Annotated in this window: 17 protein-coding genes; 3 read left to right on the top strand and 14 right to left on the bottom strand. The window is 46.8% G+C overall.

Features of this window, described 5'->3' with window-relative positions:
• Window positions 1-17: 17 nt before the first annotated feature.
• From NLX78_RS01145 to hemE, 9 genes are all read right to left on the bottom strand, one after another.
• Window positions 18-1967 carry an ABC-F family ATP-binding cassette domain-containing protein gene (locus tag NLX78_RS01145; RefSeq protein ID WP_254349414.1) on the bottom strand — a complete coding sequence of 650 codons (1950 nt, stop codon included), beginning with the start codon at window positions 1965-1967 and terminating at the stop codon, window positions 18-20.
• A 123-nt stretch (window positions 1968-2090) separates the two neighbouring features.
• Window positions 2091-2669, bottom strand: a complete 579-nt coding sequence (locus tag NLX78_RS01140; protein ID WP_254349413.1) for a TetR/AcrR family transcriptional regulator — start codon at window positions 2667-2669, stop codon at window positions 2091-2093.
• An 81-nt stretch (window positions 2670-2750) separates the two neighbouring features.
• Complete coding sequence (locus NLX78_RS01135; RefSeq protein WP_254349412.1) at window positions 2751-3557, bottom strand: DUF92 domain-containing protein; 807 nt, start codon at window positions 3555-3557, stop codon at window positions 2751-2753.
• A 210-nt stretch (window positions 3558-3767) separates the two neighbouring features.
• Window positions 3768-4391 carry a fumarylacetoacetate hydrolase family protein gene (locus tag NLX78_RS01130; RefSeq protein WP_254349540.1) on the bottom strand — a complete coding sequence of 208 codons (624 nt, stop codon included), beginning with the start codon at window positions 4389-4391 and terminating at the stop codon, window positions 3768-3770.
• 39 nt (window positions 4392-4430) lie between these two features.
• Window positions 4431-5201 (bottom strand): glycerophosphodiester phosphodiesterase, encoded by a 771-nt coding sequence (locus NLX78_RS01125; protein WP_254349411.1) that lies wholly within the window; start codon window positions 5199-5201, stop codon window positions 4431-4433.
• A gap of 82 nt (window positions 5202-5283) precedes the next feature.
• A complete protein-coding gene (locus NLX78_RS01120; protein WP_254349410.1) occupies window positions 5284-6762 on the bottom strand; it encodes a CapA family protein in 1479 nt (492 codons plus the stop codon).
• A gap of 137 nt (window positions 6763-6899) precedes the next feature.
• Window positions 6900-8345 carry a protoporphyrinogen oxidase gene (gene hemG / locus NLX78_RS01115; RefSeq protein WP_254349409.1) on the bottom strand — a complete coding sequence of 482 codons (1446 nt, stop codon included), beginning with the start codon at window positions 8343-8345 and terminating at the stop codon, window positions 6900-6902.
• Window positions 8346-8352: 7 nt separating this feature from the next.
• On the bottom strand, window positions 8353-9294 hold the full coding sequence (gene hemH / locus NLX78_RS01110; protein ID WP_254349408.1) for a ferrochelatase: 942 nt from the start codon (window positions 9292-9294) through the stop codon (window positions 8353-8355).
• Between the two features lie 31 nt (window positions 9295-9325).
• Window positions 9326-10372, bottom strand: a complete 1047-nt coding sequence (gene hemE, locus NLX78_RS01105; protein ID WP_061828618.1) for a uroporphyrinogen decarboxylase — start codon at window positions 10370-10372, stop codon at window positions 9326-9328.
• A 233-nt stretch (window positions 10373-10605) separates the two neighbouring features.
• Between hemE and NLX78_RS01100 the strand changes: the two genes are divergently transcribed.
• Entirely contained in the window at window positions 10606-11826 is a 1221-nt protein-coding gene (locus tag NLX78_RS01100) for an MFS transporter (RefSeq protein WP_061828619.1), read from the top strand.
• Window positions 11827-11935: 109 nt separating this feature from the next.
• Here the strand turns inward: NLX78_RS01100 and NLX78_RS01095 are convergent, their stop codons facing one another.
• Window positions 11936-12580, bottom strand: coding sequence for an O-methyltransferase (locus NLX78_RS01095; RefSeq protein WP_254349407.1), 645 nt, complete (start codon window positions 12578-12580; stop codon window positions 11936-11938).
• A 157-nt stretch (window positions 12581-12737) separates the two neighbouring features.
• Between NLX78_RS01095 and NLX78_RS01090 the strand changes: the two genes are divergently transcribed.
• Both NLX78_RS01090 and NLX78_RS01085 read left to right on the top strand, forming a co-directional pair.
• Entirely contained in the window at window positions 12738-13898 is a 1161-nt protein-coding gene (locus tag NLX78_RS01090) for a THUMP domain-containing class I SAM-dependent RNA methyltransferase (protein WP_023987994.1), read from the top strand.
• Between the two features lie 188 nt (window positions 13899-14086).
• A complete protein-coding gene (locus NLX78_RS01085; protein ID WP_254349406.1) occupies window positions 14087-16069 on the top strand; it encodes an LTA synthase family protein in 1983 nt (660 codons plus the stop codon).
• A gap of 194 nt (window positions 16070-16263) precedes the next feature.
• On the opposite strand, the gene NLX78_RS01080 is transcribed toward NLX78_RS01085, so the two are convergent.
• The 4 genes from NLX78_RS01080 to NLX78_RS01065 all read right to left on the bottom strand — a co-directional run bounded on the left by NLX78_RS01080 (window position 16264) and on the right by NLX78_RS01065 (window position 17703).
• Complete coding sequence (locus NLX78_RS01080) at window positions 16264-16533, bottom strand: hypothetical protein (protein ID WP_061828621.1); 270 nt, start codon at window positions 16531-16533, stop codon at window positions 16264-16266.
• A gap of 94 nt (window positions 16534-16627) precedes the next feature.
• The gene (locus tag NLX78_RS01075) at window positions 16628-16849 is read right to left on the bottom strand and encodes a YuzB family protein (protein WP_007429791.1); all 222 of its coding nucleotides are present in this window, start codon (window positions 16847-16849) and stop codon (window positions 16628-16630) included.
• Window positions 16850-16872: 23 nt separating this feature from the next.
• On the bottom strand, window positions 16873-17175 hold the full coding sequence (locus tag NLX78_RS01070; RefSeq protein ID WP_013309686.1) for an iron-sulfur cluster assembly accessory protein: 303 nt from the start codon (window positions 17173-17175) through the stop codon (window positions 16873-16875).
• A 261-nt stretch (window positions 17176-17436) separates the two neighbouring features.
• A complete protein-coding gene (locus tag NLX78_RS01065; protein ID WP_029516685.1) occupies window positions 17437-17703 on the bottom strand; it encodes a hypothetical protein in 267 nt (88 codons plus the stop codon).
• Window positions 17704-17785 lie beyond the last annotated feature (82 nt).

The following is a 17785-nucleotide window of genomic DNA, read 5'->3' as shown; positions in this document are numbered from 1 at the left end:
GACTTGCTTCTGTATTTTTAAGATTTACTTTGTTCAATCTGCTCGGCCAGCTCATTCAGGTAGGTCCAGCGTTCCATTTGGTGCTCCAGATGCTGTTCGGCCTTCACTTGCTCAGCCATGAGCTCCTGTAGTCGTGCTGAATCACTGAAAGACTCTTCCATCTGTCGCTGAATGTCGGCCAACTTCTGTTCGGCTTGTTCAATCATTTCATCAATTTGCTCATATTCCCGCTGTTCCTTGAAGGTGAATTTAAGCTTGGTTTTACTTGTCTCCTTGACTGAATCGGAAGGACCCGCAGACTTAGGCGCGGAAGAGCGATTCGAGGAAGCCGTACTCGTCGAGACAGGCGTATTCACAGAAGATTGAGCATTTTTACTAATCCATTCTGCATACTCGCTATAGTCCCCTACATGTACTCGTACCTGTCCATCCCCTTCAAACGCCAGTATTTTGTCCACTGTCCGATCCAGGAAATAGCGATCATGAGAAACAATAAAAACCACGCCTGGGAATTCATCCAGATAATCTTCCAAAACGGAAAGGGTCTGAATATCCAGATCATTTGTTGGTTCATCCAGCAATAGCACATTCGGTGCCGACATCAGAACACGAAGCAGATACAAGCGCCGTTTTTCGCCTCCAGACAGCCTGGAAATAACCGTCCATTGCGCGCTTGGTGCGAACAGGAAACGTTCCAGCATTTGTGCAGCTGTAATCGTCGAACCGTCTGCTGTACGAATCACTTCGGCTTCTTCCTTAATATATTCAATGACACGTAATGATTCGTTCATTTCCTGATGTTCCTGAGTAAAATAGCCAAGCTTCACCGTCGGTCCCAGCACAACGTTGCCGGAATCCGGTTCTATATGCTGCGCAATCATTTGGAGCAGAGTGGATTTCCCACTACCGTTAGGACCTAGGATACCAACACGATCACCAGGAACCGCAATGTAGCTCAAATCCTGTATCAGCTTACGAGAATCTACCGATTTGGACAGATGCTCGATCTCCAATATCTTTTTACCCAGACGTGTGGAGGCGACGGACATATCTACAGATCCAGAACGAGCTTCCGGTTGCTGATCCCTAAGCTGCTCATATCGGTCAATACGCGCTTTCTGCTTGGTGGAACGAGCCTTTGCTCCACGGCGAATCCAGGCCAGTTCATTACGCAGCAGGTTCTTCCTTTTTTGTTCCGTTGACGCTTCCCGCTCCTCACGTTCTGCCTTCAACTCCAGAAAACGGGTATAGTTAGCCTCATAACGGAAAAGGCGGCCATGATCCAGCTCCAACATGACATTTGCAACTCTATCCAGAAAATAGCGATCATGCGTGATCATTAACAACGCACCACGTCTTTTTTGCAAATATTGCTCCAACCATTCAACGGACTCATTATCAATGTGGTTTGTAGGCTCGTCCAGAATGAGCAGCTCGCAGGGTTGGATCAAAGCCGCCGCCAAAGCCACCCGCTTGCGCTGCCCGCCGGATAGAACGCCCATACGAGACTCAAACTGAGTGATCCCCAGCCGGGTAAGTATATTTTTGGCCTCACTCTCTAGCTGCCATGCCTGGAACGTATCCATTTGCTGACTTGCTCGCAATAGACGGTTTTGAAGCTCCTCGCTACCCGGATTTAACTCCAACAACTCCATGGTTTCCGTATATTCTCGGACCGCTTTCATCTCAGGCTGGTTGCCATGAAAAATATGCTGGAGTACCTTCATTTCGGGATCAAACTCCGGATTTTGTGCTAGATACTGAATTCGCACATCGTTGTTCACTGCAATATTGCCATCATCTGGCGGCTCTAATCCTGAAATTACCCGTAAAAACGTTGATTTACCGGTGCCATTTACACCGACGACTCCTATTTTGTCACGTTCATCCATACCAAAGGAAGCATCCTCAAACAACATTTTCTCGCCATAGCTTTTCGTTATATGTTCAACGGTCATAATATTCATACGGATTCCCTACTCTTCCCCAATTTTGTGATGCATCCTGTTTATTTTAACACAGACATAGCCAATGATTAAAAAAACCGTTACCTGAACGAAGTCAGTACGGTTTTTTAGCAACAAGATGTGTCAGGATTTTTGTATTCCGGCTTTACAGCCATGCATAAATAAGTTCGCCACTAATTCAGCCGTCTGATCCACGTCACATTCGCGGAAATCTTGATTCAATAAAATATCCATTTTCAGGCGTTCCAACATACCAATGAATGCCTTCGCATGAAACTCGGACTGCTGTACACCCTCTGACGCCAGTTTATTGTTGACCAAATCAGTATAGTCCTGAATAAATCCCCGCATAAACTCCATTAGATCGGGATCACTGTTGGGGGTCATAAAAAATAATTTAGTATGCTGCTTACGCTTGTAATAGTAGTGCAGATGCAAATTCGCCATCCGCAGCAGTCCTTCTCCCAAAGTACGATTAATTAATGCACCTTGCATTTCGGCTAGGTATTGCTCACAATCTCTACGTGTGACTGCTGTAAATAGCTGCTCTTTGCTTTTAAAGTACAAGTATACTGTGCCTTTGGCAACTCCCGCTTGTTCTGCAATCTCGGAAATTTTGCTTTCATAGAAGCCTTTGGTGCCAAAGACGGCGTAAGCTGCGTCCAAAATAGCTTCATATTTATCTCCGTGGATATCGCCCATCTTAGCACCTCCTTATACAAGGATTGAACACGGTCAATTCTTATAACAGTTAATTCCTTGTAACGATCTCCAACCCTGTGTTCAGAGTATAAAAAAAATACCTGCAAGAGCGACCAATCCTCCGAAAATAGAACTAATACTATTCACCCGATCATTGCTCATCCAACGCCAGCCTCGTACATAGACCGTCGTTTGTCCACAATGTGAGTCTACTTCTACTTCTCGTCCGCAAACCGTGCAGGAACGCATCATTTGCACTGTAGCACCTAGATAGGAATCAGCAAAGGCCCCGGCGCTACCGGATATACCTCCAACCAGTGCCCACAGCCATAACGGCAAGCTCGGGGTTCCTATGACGTGTCCAAAGCCCCATGCACCTATGCCGATCAGTACACCCCCAGCCAAGGCCGCAGCCGTTCCCAATACAGAGACTCCTCCTGAGGTTCCGGGTGCTAGCACCTTCCCGTTAAGCACCGAACGGGGTGGCCTACGACTCAGGCTGCCAAATTCCGTTGCCCACGTATCGGATGTGACCGTAGCCATGACACCGACAAAAGCCAGCTGCCACATTACATGGGGCCATATCGCATAACCCAGGCATAACAGCATACCTAATCCACCATTGGCCCATACTTGGCCTGCATCCCGGTTTCCAGTTTTGGCATACGATTTTTCCAGTTCAGCCTTGCGCTCCTTTTTGAACCTCGACAGGAGGGTCGACGTGATAAAGAACAAGAGCAATGTGCCGAACCAGAACAGGTTACCCGCCCCATAATATACAGTTCCCATCAGTACAGCCGCGGCAAAGCCAGATAAGGTTAAGGATTTTTTATAAAATGCAGCTCCGGCCACCACAGCAGCACAAAGCAATCCGATGATCCAGTCCATGATATCCCCCCGCTTTTGAAATGAATCTCCGTTTTTCTTTTTTCGTTCTGTATATTATTGTACAACGCTCTACGCTTATATAAAAGCCGTGTCCCATGCTTTGGCACAGGACACGGCCTTCACAATGCTTATCTACGGGAATCTCTCTTTACTCCCCAACCACCAAGAACTTCCCTTTTTTAATCCTCTTCATGGATGCCATTCACAAATTTATGCGATGGTGAAGCTTCCCTGACGATCACTTCCCCAGAAAAGCTCAAAGCGATCCCCACTTGCTGTAGGCCCTACTCCTGCTGGAGTACCTGTGAAAATAATATCTCCCTCGCCCAGTCCATAATGAGTCGCTATATATTCAACGATATGCTGGATAGAAAAAATCATATTCTTAACATGTCCACGCTGCACTTCCTGTCCATTTTTGAGCAAGGAAAAATCCTGCTGCTCCAGCATGTCCAATTTTTCTAAAGGCAGGAATGGTGTCACGGGAGCAGACGATTTGAAGCCTTTGGCGGCGGTCCATGGATGGCCTTTTTTCTTGAGCACACTTTGTACATCACGCAGGGTAAAATCAATCCCGAATGCAAATGCGTTCAGACATGTATCTGCGGACATGCCTGGTTCGTATTTACGTCCTACAGCCACAACCAGCTCAGTCTCAAAATGAATATCTCCTTGCCCCTGAGGAAGCTCCAGCGTGGCGCCATCCAGCAGCACGACTGCATGAGACGGCTTCAAAAAAATCATCGGTTCTGCGGGAACCTCATTACCCAGCTCCTCCGCATGCAGCTTATAATTGCGTCCGACACAGTAAACATTACGAATATCCACGTTCATCACGATCCGTCACCCTTCCCGCGTATGTAGTTCAATTGATTAACGAATAAGTTTACGTATATAGTTCCACATCCGGTGCTTGGAAAGCAAAAAAACCTGCTCCCAGCGATCCGGCCAATTGGTGCAAATCATCAATTCAGGATGCAATGAGGACAATTTCCGCATTATACGGCGGTCATCCACCGTCCACGCCATAACAGTAATACCGCGTCCGGTGAGATCTTTCATCAGGTTTCGATCCAAACGCGGATAGCCCATGGATAAAAAAGTGCATTGTAGCTGCTCCAGTTGCATTGCCAAATCATCTGGGCGCGCATCGATAATCAATCCGGTCCGGATCTCAGGAGACAGCTCCTTAGCCCGGCGTAATGCGGCACGCTCAAAAGAGGTTAATACCACCTCTCCCTCCATCCCTCTCATCACAATTTCACGGAGTACGGCTTTCTCCAATCCTGGATACATATCTCCCGCTGTTTTAAGCTCAATATTGAGCGATACGCGGCCACGACATAAATCCAGTACTTGTGCGAGGGAAGGGATCATTTCTCCACGGTATTCTGCACTTTTCCAGCTACCAGCATCAAGTTGTTGCAATGCTTTCCAGTCCGAATCCTTTACTCTCCCTGTACCATTCGTCGTTCGCTCCAGCGTAAAATCATGAATTACCACCGGAACACCGTCCTTTGACAGCTGTACATCCAGCTCAATCCAGTGTACAAATGGCTGCTTCAACGCAAGCTTAAAGGCTGCCATCGTGTTCTCGGGAGCAATCCCCGAAAAACCGCGGTGAGCCACGCACAAATGATTCATCTTGTTATGACCTCCATCCACAAAGGAGTCCCTCATACGATCGTTCCGTCAATTCCCATATAAAAAATTTCTTTTCGAACTTCTATTGAGCGCTTACTGTACCATCCGTCCCTATCGAGACATTTCCCGGTGACAGTGCCGCCACTCTTTGCAAAATTTTGCTGGCCTCCGTACCCTTCAATGGGATTGGTTGACCTAGCTCCGCCCGGTAAGGGGTCAGCTTCATTTCGCAAGCCCCTTTTCGGGTACAGGTTGCCTGAAATATCGCTGTATCCCAAGTGGCTGGCACCGTTGATTTAGAAAAAATAAAATTGCCTGTGCTGTATGCGATCCATTTACCTTTATATTGTTCCATCCCTTGAAGCACATGTGGATGACCGCCAATGACAAGATCAGCTCCAGCATCAATAAAAGCGTGCGATAACTCGGTTTGATGAGGCTCAAGTGCAGTAGCGCGCTCCTTCCCCCAATGGACAATGACAATCACCAGATCGGCCTGCATTCGTGCCTCACGGATGGACTTTACGATAGCGGTCGAGTCATAGGCTCCTGCTACACCGGGCAGTTTGGCGCCCGCATTCCAGTTGGCTTCAGGCATGACACGTGTAGTCCCCAACAACGCAATTTTAATCCCTTTACGTTCAAAATAATGCGGCGTATACGCTTCTTTTGCATTACGTCCAGCTCCAGCATGGGCAATACCTTTTTCATCCAGATATTTCAGTGTATCCAATAATCCGCCTATGCCCTGATCCAAAATGTGATTGTTGGCCAAATTGACAGCGTCTATCCCTGCCGCAGCCAACGCAGTTAACGCCTTGGGCGAAGATTTATACACATACGTTTTATTTAACGCACCCACACCATTCGTTGTCACGGGCGTTTCCAGATTGGCCATCGTCAGATCGTCTTTATGAAACAAGTTTCCGAGATATTGATATGGAAAATCAAACCCATTCTGCTCCAATCGCTGCTCAACTTTACCGGAAAATTGCACATCCCCTACAAAGTGAAGCGTGACTGTCGGAGAACCTGCATCGTCTGTTTTGGATTTTTTTACATCCTCCGTTCCTCCCTTATCGGCGGATGGATTACCGTCGTATACATCCTTGGACATATCGTTCCCTGCCTGCCCGTCTTTCCCCGAGGATAATTTTGCTCCTGAAGAGCTGCCTTCGGGAGCATTTGTGTCAGACGTTGTCGCGGGACGATGGCTTGTGTCTGAAGCAGCAGATTGCTTCGTTTCATCGTCAGCAAATTGCTTATCTGCATGGGAGCCTTCGTCCAGCTGTTTATTTGACAAGGCTGTATCACTTTCACTGACCGAGGGAGTAGACCTCTCTTCACTAGCAAATCCCGTTTGGATTTTCTTCTCCGTTTGCGAATACTCGGCATTTTCCCCAAGAGAGCCACTGTTGTCGTGTTCAAATATGTAATAATAACCGAAAAGACCTACGATCATAAGCAGTAGGACCAGATTCGTAAAGATCCAAGCCTTGCCTATTTTTGGTTTTCTTGCTTTCTTGCGACCTTCATTTCGCTGTGATCTGGGAGGGTACATTCTTCACTCCTTCTATGCTATTGCATTTGCATAACTTCTTTATTAGCTGGCGAATTTTACACCTTCTCCATTATATATCAAATTTCAATATAAATAGAACCCCTCGCATGGATCGCGAAGGGTTCATCATCGAACATTTACACTTCTACCTTAACCGCTTCCTGCTGTGTCGTTTGGACGGCATTAGAGGCCCATTCCTTAGCCTGACGGATGCAATCCGGTAAACCAATCGCATCATAGCCAGCGCCCAAAACATACACTCCTGGCATGGCAGTGCGTAACTCTTCCCGCAAATCAGCTATAGCCTGCGGGTGCCCTACCGGATATTGAGGCATGGAATTGCGAAGACGTGTAATTTCCGTGAACAGCGGAGTTGCTGTAACTCCCATCATCTCTTTCAAATCCTTACGTACCAGTGCAATCAGCTCATCATCCGGTAACTCTACAGTGTCTTCAGCTCCTGCTCGCCCTACATAACAGCGCAACAGCACCTTATCGTCCGGGCTAGTATGTAGCCACTTGGCAGACGTCCATGTACAAGCGGTCACGCTGCGTCCTTCTTTGCGAGGAACCAGAAAACCAGAACCGTCAAAGACGTTCTCAATATCTGTTTTATCAAAGGCCATGACCACGTTTGCTACGGAGACGTAATTAACGGCTTCCAGTGCAGCCACATTGACATGATCTCGCAATAGCGGCGCAGCAGCAAAGTTGGGAGTCGTTACAAAAATATCATCCGCCTCCAGCGTCTCTCCATTGTCCAGCATAATGCGATATGGGCTGCCTTCACTTTCCGTTGTCTTTGTGAATTCAGTAACAGCAATTCCGGTGCGTAAATCACAGTCATACAAATCATTCAGCAACGCATGCACCAAACTTTGCAAGCCTTGACGGAAGGTCAAAAAGGCGCTTTTTTTCGTCCCCGTATGTGTTTCAGCTGGTTTTCGACCTGTCATCATCCCGTGAATGAGGCTTCCGTATTGCTGCTCTACCTCAGCAAATTGTGGGAAGGTCGCTTGCAAACTTAGCGTCTTCATGTTGGCAGCATAAATCCCTGCCAGCAGTGGCTCGGTTACATTCTCTAGCACTTCTTTGCCCAGTCGGCGTTCAATAAAATCACCCAACGCCTCATCTCCCGGTATACGGCGAGGCGGAAGGACAAAATCCATCATAGCCCGCATTTTCCCGCCTAAAGAGATCAATCCGCTGCGCAAAAAGGGTTTCAGCTCCGTTGGAATCCCCAGCACCAGGCCAGGAGGCATCGGATGAAGCTGTCCTTCATGCAAAATGTATGTCTTTTTAGCCTCAGGATTTGTGCTCACCAGCTCATGATCCAGCTCCAGCTCTTTTGCTAGGTCTATCATAGCTGTTTTACGGGCCAGAAAGGAATCTGGCCCCTTTTCAATTACAAAACCATCTTTATGCAGCGTTTCAATTTTCCCGCCCAGCACGGAAGCTTTCTCCACCAGCGTGATTCGAGGTGTGTAGCCAGCTTCTTTGTACATTTTTCGTGTATAAAAAGCAGTGCTAAGCCCGGTCAAGCCTCCGCCTACAATCACAATATTACGTAACTTTTGCTCCATTATGTCCTCATCCCTTTTTCCATTGGTCTATGATGACATCACTAAGCGTCTCCATATACAGTGGATCACTGTTGAGTGAATCAATACGCTGAAAACGCATATCCAATTCCTTCGCCAACGCCTGTGCTTCAATATCCAGATCGTATAACACCTCTAAGTGATCAGAAACAAAGCCAACTGGCGCAGCCAGCACATACTCCACTTGCTCCTCTTTAAGACTGTGCATGGTATCCAAAATGTCTGGCCCCAACCATGGCTCTGCTGTACGACCAGCGCTTTGCCACGTAAACTGCCAGTTGGTAATTCCCGCTTTGTCCGCAACAGCCTGCGAAGTCGCCATTAATTGCTCCACATAAGGATCACCCATAGCCAAAATCCGTTCGGGTAAGCTGTGCGCACTAAACAGAACACGAACTTCATCCCGCTCGGCTCCAGCTTCTTCAAAAAGCGCCAGTTTGGCGTTCACACGCTCAGTCAGCGTCTTAATCAGCTTAGGATGAAGATAATAGCTCTCCACAAATGATATGGCCAGATCCAGTTCCTGTGCCTTAGCCTGCGCGCGCTTAATATAAGTGCCTACACTCATAACGGAATAATGCGGAGCCAGCACGACACCTACCGCTGCACGGATGCCATCTTGCACCATGGCTTCCACACCGTCCTCAATAAACGGTTTGGCATGTTTGAGTCCCTGATAACAGACAAATTCAATGTCCGGGTTGCGATTTTCACGATTTAAGGTTTCCTGCAGGTTTTGAACCTGCCGATCCGTATTCTGACGCAGCGGAAACACACCGCCCACAATAGCTTCATAACGATCCTTTAATTCCTTTAATTGCTCCGGCGAAGGAGCATTACCACGACGAATATGTGTATAATAGGCTTCCACCTGATCCAGACTCTCCGGCGTCCCGTAGGACATGACCAGTACACCCACTTTGGTTTTCATTAGTAGACCACCTCTTAACATTTCTAATGTATTAATTTTTTGACAAAACCGAACGGGAATACTCATGCACATAATTAGTAAGCTCTCTTAGCTTATCTAGCGAGGCTTCAGGAAATAAACCGTGACCGAGATTGAAAATGTAACCCGGCTCCAATATGCCTTCATCTACAATGGTTTTCGCATACTGCTTGATCACATCAATTGGCGCAGTAAGCACATAAGGATCCAGATTTCCCTGTACACCAAAACCGTTGCCCAAGCGACGACGTCCTTCAGGTATACTTACCCGCCAGTCCAGTCCAATCACATCGGCTTTTAACCCATTCAAGTGTGGAAGCAATTCACCAGAGCTTACGCCCGGGAAATAAATTTTAGGTACATCCAGATCAGATAATTCATGGAAAATACGTGTGATAGTCGGCAGCACAAAAGTTTGAAAATCATAAGGCGAGAGCGCACCTACCCAGCTATCAAACAATTGAAAAGCCTTACCGCCATTAGCGATATGAGCTCGCACGTATGTAATAACCATGTCCCCTAGCTTATCCATCAGGCGATGCCACAACTCAGGCTCTCCATACATCATCGCTTTGGTGCGAATATATCCTTTGGAGGGTCTTCCTTCTATTAAATAGCTTGCAATGGTAAAAGGCGCTCCAGCGAATGTAATCAATGGCACGTTCAGTTCACGGTCCAAAATACGAATCGTTTCCAAAATATGACCCAAATCGCGTTCCACATCAATCGGACGCAACTTGTCTACGTCTGCAGCTGACCGGATCGGATTATCAATAACCGGACCAATATTTTTGACAATATCAAAATCAACCCCTAGCGAGGCTACCGGATTCATAATATCAGAATATAAAATTGCAGCGTCTACCCCAAGCTTGCGCACGGGCATCAAAGTCACTTCTGCGGCCAGCTCGGGCTGGCGGCATATTTCAAGCAACGTGTATTTTTCTTTAATTTTGCGATACTCAGGGTCATACCTTCCGGCCTGCCGCATGTACCATACGGGAATATGATCCACAGCTTGCTTGCGGCAAGCGCGGATAAAAGTATCATTGTAGGTCATGACTTCAGCCTCCAGTTCGAATCATAAATACTATATTTTATTATGCCCTTTTTCAAGAGTCGTAACAACCGCAGCTCTCGAACAAACCATGACAAACCCATGACATTTGGATAAAGTTTCAATGAAGTGTGCTATACTAGAGAAATGGCTTTTTTAAAGCTCGGGAGAAGTTATGCTTTGATAAATAGGATTTACAACAGGATGAGAATGGGCAGAAAGGAAGTGAAAGCACATTGAAAACGTGGGAGACATGGAAAATCAATCTCATTGTGCTTTGGTTCGGTCAGTTTCTGGTCAATGCGGGTATTACGATGATTACTCCGTTCCTTGCCCTGTATCTGGCTCAGGACCTTCATGTGAAGGGAGAGCACGATATTGGTCTATGGGCCGGAGTTATTTTTGCCGCTAACTTTTTGACCTCATTTATGTTCCAGCCTTTGTGGGGGAAGCTGGCTGACCGATATGGACGTAAAGTCATGCTGCTTCGCTCAGGCTTTGGTATGGCTTTGGTCATCGGATGTATGGGTTTGGTCACCCACCCGTGGCAACTGCTGGCGCTTCGCCTGCTGAACGGTACGATTTCGGGTTTCAATCCGGCATCGATTTCCTTAGTGTCGGGTACCACTCCCAAAGAGCGAACCGGATTCGCTATGGGAATTATGCAATCCGGTCAGATGGCTGGCACGATTCTCGGCCCTCTGTTAGGCGGATTTTTGGCTGACTGGGTCGGATTCAGACCAATCTTTTATATTACAGGCACTCTAATTTTTATAGCCTCGCTTATCGCAATGTTTCTGGTTAAAGAAAATTTCAGCAAAACGGAAGCTGCACGCATACCACAAATTTCGGTTCTTGCCGGATTAAAGGAGTTAAGCCATACGCCCCAGCTTCCGGCTTTGTTCACCGTAACGTTTTTGCTCCAGTTTGCCATGATCAGTACGGTGTCTCTGCTGCCGTTGTATGTGCAAAAGCTGTATGGATCGGCAGAAGGAATTGCGCTGATTGCCGGGTTTGTTACGGCTATTACAGGTGTATCCAATATGGTTGCTGCACCGCTCCTTGGAAGACTGAGTGATAAGATAGGAGCACACAAGATCTTGACCATTGCACTGCTCGGAACGGCGGTTATGCTTATTCCGCAGGCTTTTGTCAATGAAGTATGGCAACTTGTCATTATCCGTTTTTTCATGGGTGTATTTATGGGCGGTCTGCTACCAAGCGTAAATGCGCTGATTCGCACGTATACACCGGAAGGAATGGAAAGCCGTTCTTTCGGCTTCAATACCAGTTCGCTGGCGCTGGGGAATATGCTGGGTGCTGTCATTGGCGGGGTGCTATCCGGGTTTATCGGCATCGAAGGATTGTTTATCATGTCAGGTGTCCTTTTAATCGTCAACATATTCTGGGTACGCATGAAGCTCTTTGATCGTAAGGCTGCGCCTGATTTCAGGTAAGATAACCTTCGGGTGAGACAAGCCTACCTTAACAGACAAGAACCTCCTTGTTCACGCTGCCGTGGACAAGGAGGTTCTTTTTTACATAGCTATACATATGGAATGCATGCTATTTAACTCGAGCTAGCGCCAATCCATCGTAAGCTGGCAGAAGCGTGCTGACCAGCCGCGGATCTGTTGCTATCGTATCGTTAAACCGTCTCACGGCTTGGACGGCAGGGCCGTTCTTATCCGTATTCAGCGTCCGTCCGCGAAGGAAACAGTTGTCTCCCGCAATAATGGCACCCGGATTCGCCAGAGCAATCGCATATTCCAGATACACCGGGTAATTTTCCTTATCTGCATCTATGAAGAAAAAATCGAAAGTTCTTCCCTCTTCCTGAAGTTCCTTCAAGCTGTCCGCTGCGGGTCCGATACGGTATTCGACACGGTCACCGTAGCCGTTGTTTTCCATATGTCGATGTGCCAACGCTGCGTACGCTTCTTTCAGCTCCAGTGACACAATGCGACCCTTTTCTCCCAGCCCACGGGCCAGACATAATCCACTGTAGCCGCCTAATGCGCCGATTTCCAATACATGCTGTGCGCCAGATACTTCAATTAGAAAGGTCAACAGTTTTCCGTAAGGATGGGCAACGGATACTTCCGGCATACCTTCTTTAACGATAGCCTCCCTGATACTGCGCAGTGCTTCATCCTCTTGTACCAGCTGGTCTACATATTGTTCAGGCGTCATATTTGGTGTAATTTCCACGGTTCATCTCTCCTTCTTGCTTAATCATAACGTAGGTTGGACGTGGTGTCCTTCGTAAATTTTTCACCTTAATGATTTGTCTCTTCGAGTACAATGACCTATACTATAGGGATTGAACCAAGCTTACATGATTATGGGGACGGAGTGAATACGTTTAATGACTCAACTGCAACTAATTGCAACTGCGCCAATGGGACTTGAAGCCGTCGTGGCCCGGGAACTCAGAGAACTCGGGTACGAAGATCTGACCGTTGAAAATGGCCGCGTCGTTTTTACCGGAGATTATATGGATATATGCCGGTGTAACCTGTGGCTTCGCACATCAGACCGTGTGCTTATAAAAATGGGTGAATTTGCTGCAACTACTTTCGACGAGCTGTTCGAGGGTACCAAAGCATTGCCTTGGCAGGATTGGATTCCTGTAGATGGTGAATTTCCCGTAGAGGGACGTTCGCACAAATCACAGCTTAGTAGCGTACCAGCCAGTCAGGGAATCGTCAAGAAGGCGATTGTAGAGAAGCTCAAGGAAACCTACCACACAGATTGGTTTGCTGAAGATGGCCCTCGTTACGTCATTGAGGTCATTCTATTGAATGATCGTGCGTTGCTGACACTTGATACGACCGGTCCAGGACTGCACAAACGTGGCTACCGTAAGCTCGTTACAGAGGCGCCTCTCAAAGAAACAATGGCTTCTGCTCTTATTCAGCTTAGTCGCTGGAGCCCTGACCGACCATTCTATGACCCATGCTGCGGTTCCGGCACTTTGTTGGTCGAAGCTGCCATGCAAGCCTGGAACATTGCGCCAGGCCTGAGACGAACCTTTAACTCGGAAGACTGGCCTGTCATTGGCAGAGAATTATGGGATCAGGCTCGCGACGAGGCGATGGATTTGACCCGCGATGACATTCCTTTTGAAATTGCAGGTAGCGATATCGACCCAAATGCCATACAAGTTGCTGAGGCAGCTGTAAAAGCAGCAGGCTTTGCTAAAGACATCCCTCTTAAGGTGATGCCTGTAACTAAAGTCAGACTCGAAGGACAATATGGTGTGATGATTACAAACCCACCTTATGGCGAGAGACTGAGCGAGCAATCCGAGGTGGAAAAGCTGATCCGTTCACTCGCACGCACGGCAGCCGAAATGAAGACTTGGTCCTTCTTTGCCATCAGTTCCACCAAGCAATTTGAGCATTATTGGGGCCGTAAAGCAGACAAACGCCGGAAGTTGTTTAACGGCCGGATCGAATGTCAATACTATCAGTATCTAGGCCCTCTGCCTCCGCGCCGCAAAGATACTTCGCCGTTGCAGCCTTAAATATGATGAAGCCTAGGCCAGGAAACGAACTCTCTGTTCGTTGTTCTGGCCTGATTTGTGCTGTATTTTCTTTACTTAATCATTGAAATGCGCGAGATGAGCGCTATAATAATTAAAGGCATTTCGGTTTTAACATTACGTTAATATGTAGTTTATACTAGCCGAACATTTCTGCCAGAGGGGGTAAAGTGTTGCTTATTCGCACGTCCAGTGCAAGTCGCACTGGTAACACGTTCAGCAGAATGCTGCTGTCTCAATATTTTGGATTAGGTCTGTTTCTTGTACTTATGATCGGCAAGCTCGTACTGATTCACTATAACTTACATGCCCAAAATATTGACATGAATCCGCTGGATTATGTCATCGCTATTGGTTCGCTTTTACTTGTGAGCTTCTGGACTTTATGGCTGCCACGTCGCGGACGTTTGATTGCTCTTGTGGTGCTCGATATGTTGCTCACCGCGCTCATATACTCCGACATGGTTTACTATCGGTACTTCCAGGATTTCATTACGATTCCCGTCTTACTTCAAGCCGGACAAGTTGATTCTCTAGGCGGTAGTATCGCATCCCTTATGTACTGGTGGGACATTTTCTTTTTTGCAGACTGGATTCTATTCATTCCGTATGTCATATTTGTGGCTTCCTTACGACGTCGACTTACAACGAATGATACTTATTTAGAAACATCCCGAAGCTCGTTCACAAAGAGATTTCTGCTTCGCTTCTCCAAAGGAGCATTGGCCTTCCTGATTGGCTATGTATTGACATTTGGGCCGATCAAATATTATACCTCCACGTGGGCAACTGGCATATTTGTCGGCAACTGGTGGTCGATGGCCTTGTACAACGTAACCGGATTGATCGGATTTCATGGATATGACATCTACCGCTATGGTCAGGATCACCTTGGTCCCCAGCCTACATTGGCTCAAGCAGAATCCGATAAGGATAAGGAATGGTTTAATCAGCACCAGAAGTTGCTTCAGGTTAAAAATGATCTATCTGGCAAGTATAAGGGCAAAAACGTGATGGTCATTCAAGCTGAAGCGTTCATGAACTTTTTTATCGGCAAACAGATCAACGGTCAAGCGATTACGCCTAATTTTGACAAACTGACGAAGGAAAGCATGTATTTCAACAATTATTTTCACCAGACTGCGCAGGGCCGTACTTCGGACGCGGACTTCTCTACACATGCTTCGCTGCATCCGCTCCCTACAGGCTCCGTATTTATCCGTTATGCGGACCATAAATTCGATACGTTACCTTCCATTTTGAAGAATACTGGGTATAGTCCCAATGCGTTTCACGTGTACGACAGCAGCTTCTGGAACCGTTATACCATGTATAAGGCGATGAACTATGACAAGTTCTACAGTAAAAAAGATTTTAAAATAGATGAGCCGCTGGGTTGGTCCCTGGGAGATAAATCCTTTTTCCGTCAAACGCTCAATGATCTCACCACCGAAGTTAAGCAGCCGTTCTACGCCTATATGGTCGGTATCTCGAGCCATCATCCGTACAACCTGTCACCTGACGCGGTAGATTTAGATGTTGGCGAGTTTGAAGGTACCATGTTCGGAGACTATCTGAAATCTGTCCATTATGTAGATGAAGCACTGGGTGAATTGGTAGATCAGATGAAGAAAGACGGATTGTGGGATGATACGATCCTGATGTTTTATGGGGATCATGACAATTCTATTAAAGACAAAGCACTGTATGAGAAGTTTTTAGACAAGCCACTTACGGATCTCGACATGCAGAAGATCATGAATCAGGTACCATTGCTTGTGCATCTTCCTGATGGAAGCCAGGCAGGCACGTATACGGAACCGGCAGGTCAGTTGGATCTGACCCCTTCCGTCATGCACCTACTTGGGATTTCTACAAAACCATATCATTTTATGGGAAACGATCTGTTTAGCGGGAAGCCTCGTATGGTTGTACTGCGTACTGGTGCTTTCACCGATGGACGAGTGTACTACATTCCATCGGAGGACGGTACATTCTCCAAAGGAACCTGTTACAAACTGAGTACAGGCCAGCCTACAGATGTCAACGCCTGCGGACCGGGATATACCGAAGCTCTCAATCGGTTGAACATATCTGATCAGGTTATCACATACGATCTTATTCGCGAATGGGAACCACAGACAAAGATGTAACTCCTTCTGTATCTAATAGACTTTCTGTGGGAGGTTGCTGACATAGCATCCTCCCCGAACTCTTTTAAGGATGCCGATCGCATAACCGCCCTGCATATAACAAAAAAGCACGATCCATCAGCTTGTAGGTGCTGTGGATCGTGCTTTTTTATATGGATTGTCACTCGACTGCGCTCGTTACCATTCACAAATGCTTAGGAACGCAACGTTTTTTTAGCCTGTTCAAGCCGTTGTACCTCTTCACCAAGCATGTCCTCCGCAACTTCTACTGCATCGTCACCAAGGCTATCCTTCGCCTGCTGTATGGCATGTTCCGCATGAGTGCGAGATTGCTCCGCCTGTTCAATCAGTTGCTCAGCCGGATGTGACAATGCTTGAGAGACGGCATTGTGCAGCCTGTCCACTGAGTTTTGTGTTTGAGCCTCAACGCTGTGATTGTCGAGATTGGAATCATATTGGGCCATGAGTCACACCTCCTTCTGGGCAGTGTTCTACATCCATTAGCATGGATCAGAAGAAGGGGAACTATTCAAAAATTGCAAATGCTGCGTACTGGAACTATTTGATAAAGCGCGCAGCTTTCTCCAATACTTCATCCTCTGTGGCCGCACTCACATAACGTCCGTTCACATACACAAACGCCCGTTTCCCACAAGGACCGCAATACGATTTGCAGCCGATTTTGATCTCGGCATCTGGTGCCATCTTTTGCAACTTGGGCAAGATCGTTTTCAAGCGGATATGATTGCATTCATCACATACGCGAATGTCATTGGCCATCTGTCATCCCTCCGAGCTCCGGCTTAGTGGTCGCCGTGATTACCTTGGGAAGGGTTAGTAATGACAAATCCTTCTTCGGGGAAGTACAAGTAATCAATTTTTACACCATCCAGCAGCGGCTGGCCGTTTTCCAAAATGACGTCAATGCCTTTATCTGTAGATACGACAGTATCTGTTTCTTTAGGCGTGTCCAAATCCAGCCCGTAATGAGCATGATCTCCATGAGCATGAGTAATAACAACGCGCAGGCTCTTCCCTTGGTTCTCTTCCTTATCCAGTTCAAGTTTCAATACTTTAGCTGCGTTACGAGTAATCTTGCAGTTCATCAAACTTCATCTCCTTCATATTCATTAAATGAAATGTGGTTCATTGGATACATATCCACACCACACAACCTAGCGGGTAAAATCAACAACTCAAATAATTAGCCTCTATCCCAGAGGGAAAGAGGTACTACGGCAGCACAGCTGCGCCTGAAACATCATTATGAGCCGATAGATCACAATTATGTTCAGCATAGCAAAAGGCAATATTCCTATTGTAAAGAAAATCGTGAAAAATCGCAATCACGAAATTCATAAGCTTATCTACCGAACACGTACATGCTGTTTTTCAAGCACATCTGGATATTTTCGTTCGGCACGGGTAACAAACCAATTCATAAGCAATAGCGTCACACCAATATCGTCGATGGGCATAAACGGCATGACATCAGGTAATACCCAATAGAGCAACACAGGCACCGCAAAGAGTAATTTTTCTCCCAGCGGAATCCTTGATGAAGTAATCAATCGGGGCATACGACGAAATACATGTGACCATTGACGGAGAGATAGTAGTCTTTTCCACTTCATAGGTTGTTCACTCCATTTCCAATGCTCCTAAGTATATATACCCCATTGAAGGGACATGTAAAGAGGAACACTTATAAAAAAC

Origin of the sequence: Paenibacillus sp. Lou8.1, assembly GCF_024213565.1 — a bacterium.
In the GTDB taxonomy this organism is placed as follows: domain Bacteria; phylum Bacillota; class Bacilli; order Paenibacillales; family Paenibacillaceae; genus Paenibacillus; species Paenibacillus polymyxa_B.
Note: the sequence above shows the minus strand (reverse complement) of the source record. Positions and strands in the feature narration are given on the sequence as shown.

Coding starts and splice junctions, on each gene's coding strand:
- NLX78_RS01145 (WP_254349414.1), bottom strand. CDS start 1,967: ATGAATATTATGACCGTTGAACATATAACGAAAAGCTATGGCGAGAAA.
- NLX78_RS01140 (WP_254349413.1), bottom strand. CDS start 2,669: ATGGGCGATATCCACGGAGATAAATATGAAGCTATTTTGGACGCAGCT.
- NLX78_RS01135 (WP_254349412.1), bottom strand. CDS start 3,557: ATGGACTGGATCATCGGATTGCTTTGTGCTGCTGTGGTGGCCGGAGCT.
- NLX78_RS01130 (WP_254349540.1), bottom strand. CDS start 4,391: ATGAACGTGGATATTCGTAATGTTTACTGTGTCGGACGCAATTATAAG.
- NLX78_RS01125 (WP_254349411.1), bottom strand. CDS start 5,201: ATGAATCATTTGTGCGTGGCTCACCGCGGTTTTTCGGGGATTGCTCCC.
- NLX78_RS01120 (WP_254349410.1), bottom strand. CDS start 6,762: ATGTACCCTCCCAGATCACAGCGAAATGAAGGTCGCAAGAAAGCAAGA.
- hemG (WP_254349409.1), bottom strand. CDS start 8,345: ATGGAGCAAAAGTTACGTAATATTGTGATTGTAGGCGGAGGCTTGACC.
- hemH (WP_254349408.1), bottom strand. CDS start 9,294: ATGAAAACCAAAGTGGGTGTACTGGTCATGTCCTACGGGACGCCGGAG.
- hemE (WP_061828618.1), bottom strand. CDS start 10,372: ATGACCTACAATGATACTTTTATCCGCGCTTGCCGCAAGCAAGCTGTG.
- NLX78_RS01090 (WP_023987994.1), top strand. CDS start 12,738: ATGACTCAACTGCAACTAATTGCAACTGCGCCAATGGGACTTGAAGCC.
- NLX78_RS01080 (WP_061828621.1), bottom strand. CDS start 16,533: ATGGCCCAATATGATTCCAATCTCGACAATCACAGCGTTGAGGCTCAA.
- NLX78_RS01075 (WP_007429791.1), bottom strand. CDS start 16,849: ATGGCCAATGACATTCGCGTATGTGATGAATGCAATCATATCCGCTTG.
- NLX78_RS01070 (WP_013309686.1), bottom strand. CDS start 17,175: ATGAACTGCAAGATTACTCGTAACGCAGCTAAAGTATTGAAACTTGAA.
- NLX78_RS01065 (WP_029516685.1), bottom strand. CDS start 17,703: ATGAAGTGGAAAAGACTACTATCTCTCCGTCAATGGTCACATGTATTT.